This window comes from Zoogloea sp., from assembly GCF_041911615.1.
Taxonomy (GTDB): Bacteria; Pseudomonadota; Gammaproteobacteria; order Burkholderiales; family Rhodocyclaceae; genus Zoogloea.
The window spans coordinates 1-7,444 of sequence record NZ_JAYROR010000035.1 but is presented as its reverse complement, the minus strand read 5'-3'; the positions used below and the strand labels follow the sequence as shown (position 1 = coordinate 7,444).

The window sequence follows — 7,444 nt, the reverse complement described above, 5'->3', positions numbered from 1 at the left end:
CCCCACGCTCGCCCCCGCCGCCAGTCCGGCGGTCGACAGCGTGGCGCCCCACGCCCCGGTGGCCCGCGCCGAAGCGCTCGCCCCCAGCGCGCCCGCCGCCGACGAAGCGCCCGACCCGGCGCAGCTCGAACGCTACGGCCGCAGCCTCTCCAGCGCCCTTGCCCGGCAGCAGAACTACCCACGCCTGGCCGCCCTGCGCGGCTGGGAAGGCGAGGTGCAACTGCGCGTCACCATCGCCCGCAAGGGCAACGTCATCGCCACCCAGGTCGTGCGCTCCAGCGGCTTCGAGATCCTCGACCAGAACGCCGTCCAGCTCATCGCCGCCGCCGGCCCTCTGCCGCGCCCGCCCGAATCCCTGCAGAACCGCGAGATCCAGGTCATCGTCCCGGTCCACTACAAACTGGAGAAGCCGACATGAGCGACATGATCGGCACCTTTTCCGCCGTCACGGCCCGGGCCGCCCCGGCCCGCCCGACCCCGTTCGCCCTCGACCGCGCGTCGCTGCGCCTGCGGGTGAGCCTCGTCCTCACCGCGCTGGCCGCCTGCCTCGGGCTTGCCGGCGCCGGACTGTGGCTGCGCGACGCCCGCACCGCCATCGGCGAAGAGATCAACGCCGCCCACCGCGTCGCCGCCCAATGGCTCGACGTCTCTGCCCGCGGCGCCCGGGACGGCGACCCGGCCTGGAGCGAGGCCCGCCTGCTGGCCCACCTCGGGGCCGTCGGGCGCATCCGCGCTCACCAACTGGAAGCCCGCGACGCCGCGGGCGGCCTGGTCTACCGCTCGCCGCCATCCGCCTACAAGGCCGGCCACGACGCCCCCGCCTGGTTCGCCCGCTGGTTCGACCCCGAACTGCCGCCGCTGCACTTCGCCGCCGGCAAGCTCACCCTGAGCCTCCAGGCCGACGCCTCGCGCGCCATCGTCGACCTGTGGGACGACCTCGCCGCTGCCACCGGCCGCAGCCTGCTGGCCCTGGCCGGCCTGTTCGCCGGCTGCTGGTTCGCCATCGGCCGCGCCCTCAAACCCCTCGACAGCGTGATGGCGGCGCTCGACCGCACCGGCCAGGGCCGCTTCGACACCCGCCTGCCCGAGCACGGCCCGGCCGAACTCGCCCACCTCGCGCGCGCCTTCAACGGCATGGCGACGCGGCTCGACCAGGCCGTCGCCGAAAACGTGCGCCTCACCCAGGAGCAGGCCGTCGCACGAGCCGTCACCGAACGGCTCGAGGCCGACCGCTGCGCCATCGCCCGCGAACTCCACGACGAACTCGGCCAGAGCATCACCGCGGTCGCCGCCCTCGCCGGCGCCATCGTGCAGCGCTGCGGCGTCCAGCCCGGCAGCCCGGAAATCCGCCAGAGCGCCGGGGTGATCCGCGACGTCGCCTCGCGTATGCACGACGACGTGCGCGCCCTGCTCACGCGCCTGCGTCCGCCCCGCCAGACCGCTCGCGAAACCCTCGCCGACGCCCTCGGCAGCTACCTCGAAGCCTGGAACAAGCGCCACCCGGACATCGCGCTGTCCACCCAGCTCTTCGCCGGCCCCCATCCGCTGCCCGACGACATCACCCTCACGGCCCTGCGCGTGGTGCAGGAGTCGTGCACCAACATCGCCCGCCACGCCCAAGCCAGCCGGGCGCAGGTTTCCCTGCTGCGCGACGCCCGCGGACTGATCGTCGAGATCAGCGACAACGGGCGCGGCATCGAGCCCGCCGCCGGCCAGGCCGGCTTCGGCCTCACCGGTATGCGCGAGCGCATCGACGCCGTCGCCGGCCGTCTCGAAATCAGCAGCCCGCCCGGCGGTGGCACGCGCATCCGCGCCCACCTGCCGCTGCCCATCGATCCTGCCCCTGCGAGTGTCGCATCATGAAATTCGACCACCTGACCGTGCTCCTCGCCGACGACCACGCCATCGTCCGGATGGGCTTCCGCCTGCTGCTCGAAGGCGTCGGCGCCCGCGTGCTGGCCGAAGCCGACAGTGGCGAAACCGCCCAGCGCCTGTTCGCCGAACTCTCGCCCGACGTGCTGGTGATGGACCTGTCGATGCCCGGCTGCGGCGGCCTCGCGGCGCTCGAACGCATCCTCGCCCGCGCCCCGGCGGCCCGGGTGCTGATCGCTTCCGCCCACGCCGACGCCCTCACCGCCGAGCGCGCCCTCAAGGCCGGCGCCGCCGGCTACCTGTGCAAACGCAGCGCGCCGGACGAACTGCTGCGCGCCGTCGAACGCATCGCAACCGGCCAACGCTACATCGACCCCGAGATCGCCACCGCCCTGCACCGCGCCGACCGCCCCGAGCACCCCGCCGACGCCCTCACCGACAAGGAATTCCACGTCTTCCTGCAACTCGCCCAGGGCCATTCGGTGGCCGAGGTCGCCGATGCCTTCCACCTCAGCCCGAACACCGTCGGCACCCACCTCTACCGCATCAAGCAGAAGCTCGGCATCCAGAACATGGCCGAACTCGCCATGGCCGCCGTCCGGGCCGGGCTGATCGAGGTCTGATCCGCCCCCCACGCCGTTTCACCCCCACCACGGAGACACCATGAACAACAAGACCACGCTTTTCCTCGCCACCCTCGCCCTCGCCACCGCGCTGCCCGCCCAGGCCGGCAAGGCGCTTACCGTGCGCGAGCACATCGACATCTCGGCCCCGCCCGCCAAGGTGTGGGACACCGTGCGCGACTTCGGCAGCCTCGCCTGGCACCCGGCCGTCGCCACCACCGTCATCGACAAGGGCGAAAAGGACAAGCGCGGCGCCGTGCGCACCGTCACCACCAAGGACGGTGCCACGCTCGTCGAGGAGCTGGTGAGCCACCGTGATTCCGAACGCCAGCTCAAATACCGCATCATCGACTCGCCGCTGCCGGTGAGCGGCTACGTCTCCACCCTCAAGGTCAGGTCGGCCAAGGGCGGCAGCCGCGTCGAATGGTCGTCCACCTTCGAGCGCAAGGGCGCCGAAGCGGCCGCCGCCAAGGACGCCGTACGCGGCATCTACACCAGCGGCCTGGGCGGGCTCAAGCAGCAGCTCGAAGCCGCCAAGTAAGTCAGCCCCCCGGCCGCGCTCCGATGGCACCGCTCCATCGCCTGATCCGCTGGATCGCTGCCGGCCTCCTGTTCGCCACCCTCGCCGGCGCCGGGGCGGGCGAACTCACCCAGGCCGACCTCGCCCGCCGCATCCGGCCACCCCTGCACGTGGGCGACAAACTGCGCGACATCCCCGCCTGGCCGATCACCAGCGAACTCGAACCCGAGGCCGGCCCCGTCGCCTACGTATTCGAATCCATCGACCTCGCGCCCATTCCCGGCTTCGAGGGCACGCCGCTCAACCTGCTGGTCACCCTCGATCGGCGCGGCAACTTCCTGGGCGTCGAACTCATCCGCCAGCACGAGCCCGTGTTTCTGTCCGGCCTCGGCGAAGGGCCACTCAAGGACTTCCTGCGCCAGTACGAAGGCAAGAGCCTCAAGCAGGAGATCACCGTCGCCAGTCTTTACGGCAACGCCCGTGCCGGTGCCGGCGGCAACCGGGTGGTGCTGGACGGAGTGAGCAAGGCCACCGCCTCGGTGCGCATCGTCAATCAGAGCGTGCTCACCGCAGGGCTGGCCGTCGCCCGCGCACGCCTGGGCTTCGCGGCTCCGGCCGACAAGACGCCTCCGGCCGACGTCCGCCAGGACGTGTTTGCCCCCCGCAGCTTCGCCCAGCTCGTCGAATCCGGTGCCATCGCCCGCCTCCATCTCACCCACGCCGACGTGGAGCAGCGCTTCGCCGACAGCGACGGCGCCGGTGTCGACCCGGAAGCCCTGGCCCATCCTGACGCCACCTTCATCGATCTCTACGTCGCCTACCTCAACGCGCCGACCATCGGCCGCGCGATCCTCGGCGAGGCGGGCCACGCCGATCTGCTGCGCCGCCTCGAACCCGGTCAGCACGCCTGGTGGGTGGCCAGCGGCGGGCGCGACGCCTTCATCGACGAGTCCTTCACCCGTGGCACCGTGCCGCCGCGCCTCGCCTTCAGCCAGGCCGGCGGGCCGGTCGAGCTGCGCGACCTGGACCTCGCCCCCGCTCCGCCCGCTGGCGCCCCGCCCCTCAACGCCTCGCTGGTGCTGCGGGTGCCGCCCATGTCGGGCGTCGATCCGGCCAGCCCGGCGCGCTTCGAACTGACGCTCACCCGCGCCAAGGGCTCGATGCTGCCGGTTGTCACCCAGCGCAGCGTCGGCCTCGACTACCAGCCCCCGGCCGAACTCTTCCGCCGCCCGCCCCGGCCGCTGCCCGACTGGCTGATCGCCTGGCAGGACCGGGCGACCGAGCTGACGGTGATCGGTGCCGCATTGCTGCTGCTCGCCGTGGTCCTAGCGCGACCGCGCTGGCTCTCGGTGTCCGCCCCGCGTCTGCGCGGTTTTCGCGTGGGCTTTCTCGCCTTCACCCTCGGTTATCTGGGCTGGTATGCCCAGGGCCAGCTCTCCATCGTGCAGATCACCGGCGCAGTCAAGTCGCTGGTAGCCGGCGCCGGGCTCAGGAGCTTCCTGTACGACCCGGTGAGCCTGCTGCTGATCGCCTTCACGCTGGTGAGCTTCGTGGTCTGGGGCCGCGGCACCTTCTGCGGCTGGCTGTGCCCCTTCGGCGCGCTGCAGGAGTTCGTCGCCCACGCCGCCCGGCGCCTGGGCATCCGACCCCGCCGGCTACCGCCGCAGCTGGGCGCGGCACTGGAGCGGAGCCGCTACGCCGTCCTCGCCGCGCTGGTGTCGGCCGCGGCCCTGGCGCCGGGCCTGGCCGAGAAGGGCGTCGAGATCGAACCCTTCAAGACCGCGATCACCGTCGGTTTCGACCGAAGCGGGCCCTTCGTGGCGTGGGCGGTGCTGATGCTGCTGCTGGGCGGCATCTACTACAAGTTCTTCTGCCGCTATCTGTGCCCGCTGGGCGCGGCGATGACCCTCTGCGGCAGGCTGCGTATCCTCGACTGGCTGCCGCGCCGCGCCGAATGCGGGCAGCCCTGCCAGACCTGCCGCCACCGCTGCGCCTACGACGCCATCGAAAAATCCGGCTCGATTCGCTACGACCGCTGCTTCCAGTGCCTCGACTGCGTGGGCATCTACCACGACGCCCAGCGCTGCGCCCCGCTGATCCTGCACCGCAAGAAAGCCACTCCACCCTCCGTCTGACGCCCCAAAAACGACAACGCCCCGCACGAGGCGGGGCGTTGTCGCAACCTTGGCAAGCTGCCGATCAGGCGCGGCGCCAGATCGTACCCTGCGGCGTGTCTTCCAGCGCAATTCCCTCGGCCAGCAACTCGGCACGGATGCGGTCGGCCTCGGCAAAATTCTTCGCTTTCTTGGCGTCGATGCGTGCCGCGATACGCGCCTCGATGGCCGCCGCGTCGTCCTCGCCGCCGGCGGCATCGACGCCCCCTTGCAGGAAGGCCTGGGGCGACTGTTCGAGCAGGCCGAGCACGCCGCCCAGGGCCTTGAGCAGCGCGGCAGCCTCGGCGGACTGGCTGCGATTCACCTCATTGGCCAGATCGAACAGCACCGCGATCGCCTCGGCGGTGTTGAAATCGTCGTCCATCGCCGCCTTGAAACGCACGGCCATCGGCGCGGCCCAGTCGATCGCGCCCGCCTCGGCCGGCGGCACGTTGCGCAGCGCGGTGTACAAGCGCGACAGCGCCTGCCGCGCATCCACCAGATGGGCGTCGGAATAGTTGAGCGGGCTGCGGTAGTGGGCACGCAGGATGAAGAAGCGCACCACCTCCGGCGCGTATTCCTTCAGCACATCGCGGATGGTGAAGAAGTTGCCGAGGCTCTTCGACATCTTCTCGTCGTCCACCCGCACGAAACCGTTATGCATCCAGTAATTGACGAAGCTGCACTGGTGCGCGCCCTCGCTCTGGGCGATCTCGTTTTCGTGGTGGGGAAACTGCAGGTCGGCCCCGCCGCCGTGGATGTCGAAATGATTGCCCAGCAGTTCTGAACTCATCGCCGAGCACTCGATGTGCCAGCCCGGCCGGCCCGGGCCCCAGGGCGAGGCCCACTTGACCTCCTCGGGCTCGTCGACGCGAGCATGTTTCCAGAGCACGAAATCCAGCGGGTCGTGCTTGCCCCCGGCCACCTCGACCCGCTCGCCGGCGCGCAGTTCGTCGAGCGACTTGCCGGATAATTTGCCATAACCGTCAAATTTGCGGACGGCGTAACACATGTCTTCATTGTCGGCCTTGTAGGCCAGGCCGTTGTCCACGAGATTACCGATCAGCTTCTGCATCGGCTCGACGAACTCCGTCGCCCGCGGTTCGTGATCGGGGCGCAACACGCCCAGCGCATCGGCGTCCTCGTGCATGGCCGCGATGAAGCGGTCGGTCAGGGCGCGGATGCTCTCGCCGTTCTCCTGGGCGCGCTTGATGATTTTGTCGTCGATGTCGGTGATGTTCCGGACGTAAGTGACGTTATAGCTACTTGCCCTCAACCATCGCGCGACCATGTCGAAAACCACCATCACGCGCGCGTGGCCCAGATGGCAGTAGTCGTAGACGGTCATCCCGCAGACGTACATGCGCACCTTGCCAGGCTCGATGGGGCTGAACTGCTCCTTTTTACGCGAAAGGGAGTTATGAATTTTCAACATGAGAAAGACCGCAATGAAACCGAATGAAAGAAGGGAATGCCGCGGGAACCCGGCGCAAGACGACGCAACCGGCTCCGGGGAAGGCTCCACTGGCACAGAATCGGGGAACGCTCATGGCCGGCGACGGAGCTTCTTGATAAAATGGCGCGCTTATTGTCGATCAACCTTCACGCAAGTCCGCGCGCCCGCGTACGCCGGCGGATCATATCACATGTCAAAACGTGCTCTCGCCGCCTCCCTGCTCGTCGCCAGCCTGTTCTGCGGCCCGGCCCGGGCGGATTCCCTGCAGGATCTGCAAACCCTCGTCAAACAGGGTCAGCTCCCCCAGGCCCTCGAAAAAGCCGACCAGCTCCTCGCCAGCAAGCCGCGTGATGCGCAGGTGCGCTTCCTGAAGGGCGTCGTGCTGTCCGAACTCAACCGCAGCGGCGAAGCCATCGCGGTGTTCCAGAAGCTCACCGAGGACTACCCGGAGCTGCCCGAACCCTACAACAATCTCGCCGTGCTCTACGCCCAGCAGCGCCAGTACGACAAGGCCCGCACCGCGCTCGAGATGGCGATCCGCACTCATCCGAGCTACGCCACGGCCCACGAGAACCTCGGCGACATCTACGCCCGCCTCGCCAGCCAGGCTTACGACAAGGCGCTGGCGCTCGACTCGTCGAACCAGGCGGCCCAGAACAAACTGGCGATGATCCGCGAGATGATGAGCGTCTCCGGCAAGACCGTCCGGCCGGCAGCCGTGGCCAGCGCCGCGCCGGCCGCCAAACCCGCGCCTGCGCCAGCCGCGGCACCGGTGCCGACGCCCGTCGCGCAAACGGCCAAGCCCGTCGCTCCGCCGCCT

7 protein-coding genes are annotated in these 7,444 nt (G+C 69.9%); 6 read left to right on the top strand and 1 reads right to left on the bottom strand.

Going from position 1 to position 7,444, the window contains the following annotated elements:
* The 5 genes from ACE3P2_RS03870 to ACE3P2_RS03850 form a co-directional block, all read left to right on the top strand.
* A partial coding sequence (locus ACE3P2_RS03870) for an energy transducer TonB (protein ID WP_374261253.1) occupies positions 1-418 on the top strand: 418 nt, incomplete at its 5' end.
* Complete coding sequence (locus ACE3P2_RS03865) at positions 415-1,863, top strand: ATP-binding protein (RefSeq protein WP_374261250.1); 1,449 nt, start codon at positions 415-417, stop codon at positions 1,861-1,863. The genes ACE3P2_RS03870 and ACE3P2_RS03865, both read left to right, overlap by 4 nt.
* Positions 1,860-2,495 (top strand): response regulator, encoded by a 636-nt coding sequence (locus ACE3P2_RS03860; protein WP_374261247.1) that lies wholly within the window; start codon positions 1,860-1,862, stop codon positions 2,493-2,495. The genes ACE3P2_RS03865 and ACE3P2_RS03860 overlap by 4 nt, the downstream gene beginning before the upstream one ends.
* 40 nt (positions 2,496-2,535) lie before the next feature.
* On the top strand, positions 2,536-3,036 hold the full coding sequence (locus ACE3P2_RS03855; protein WP_374261244.1) for an SRPBCC family protein: 501 nt from the start codon (positions 2,536-2,538) through the stop codon (positions 3,034-3,036).
* Positions 3,037-3,059: 23 nt separating this feature from the next.
* The gene (locus tag ACE3P2_RS03850) at positions 3,060-5,150 is read left to right on the top strand and encodes a 4Fe-4S binding protein (RefSeq protein ID WP_374261242.1); all 2,091 of its coding nucleotides are present in this window, start codon (positions 3,060-3,062) and stop codon (positions 5,148-5,150) included.
* Positions 5,151-5,214: 64 nt separating this feature from the next.
* Here ACE3P2_RS03850 and cysS read toward each other — a convergent pair whose 3' ends face one another.
* A complete protein-coding gene (gene cysS, locus ACE3P2_RS03845; protein ID WP_374261240.1) occupies positions 5,215-6,603 on the bottom strand; it encodes a cysteine--tRNA ligase in 1,389 nt (462 codons plus the stop codon).
* Between the two features lie 211 nt (positions 6,604-6,814).
* On the opposite strand from cysS, the gene ACE3P2_RS03840 reads away from it, so the two are divergent.
* The coding region (locus tag ACE3P2_RS03840; protein WP_374261237.1) for a tetratricopeptide repeat protein at positions 6,815-7,444 on the top strand (630 nt) is incomplete at its 3' end.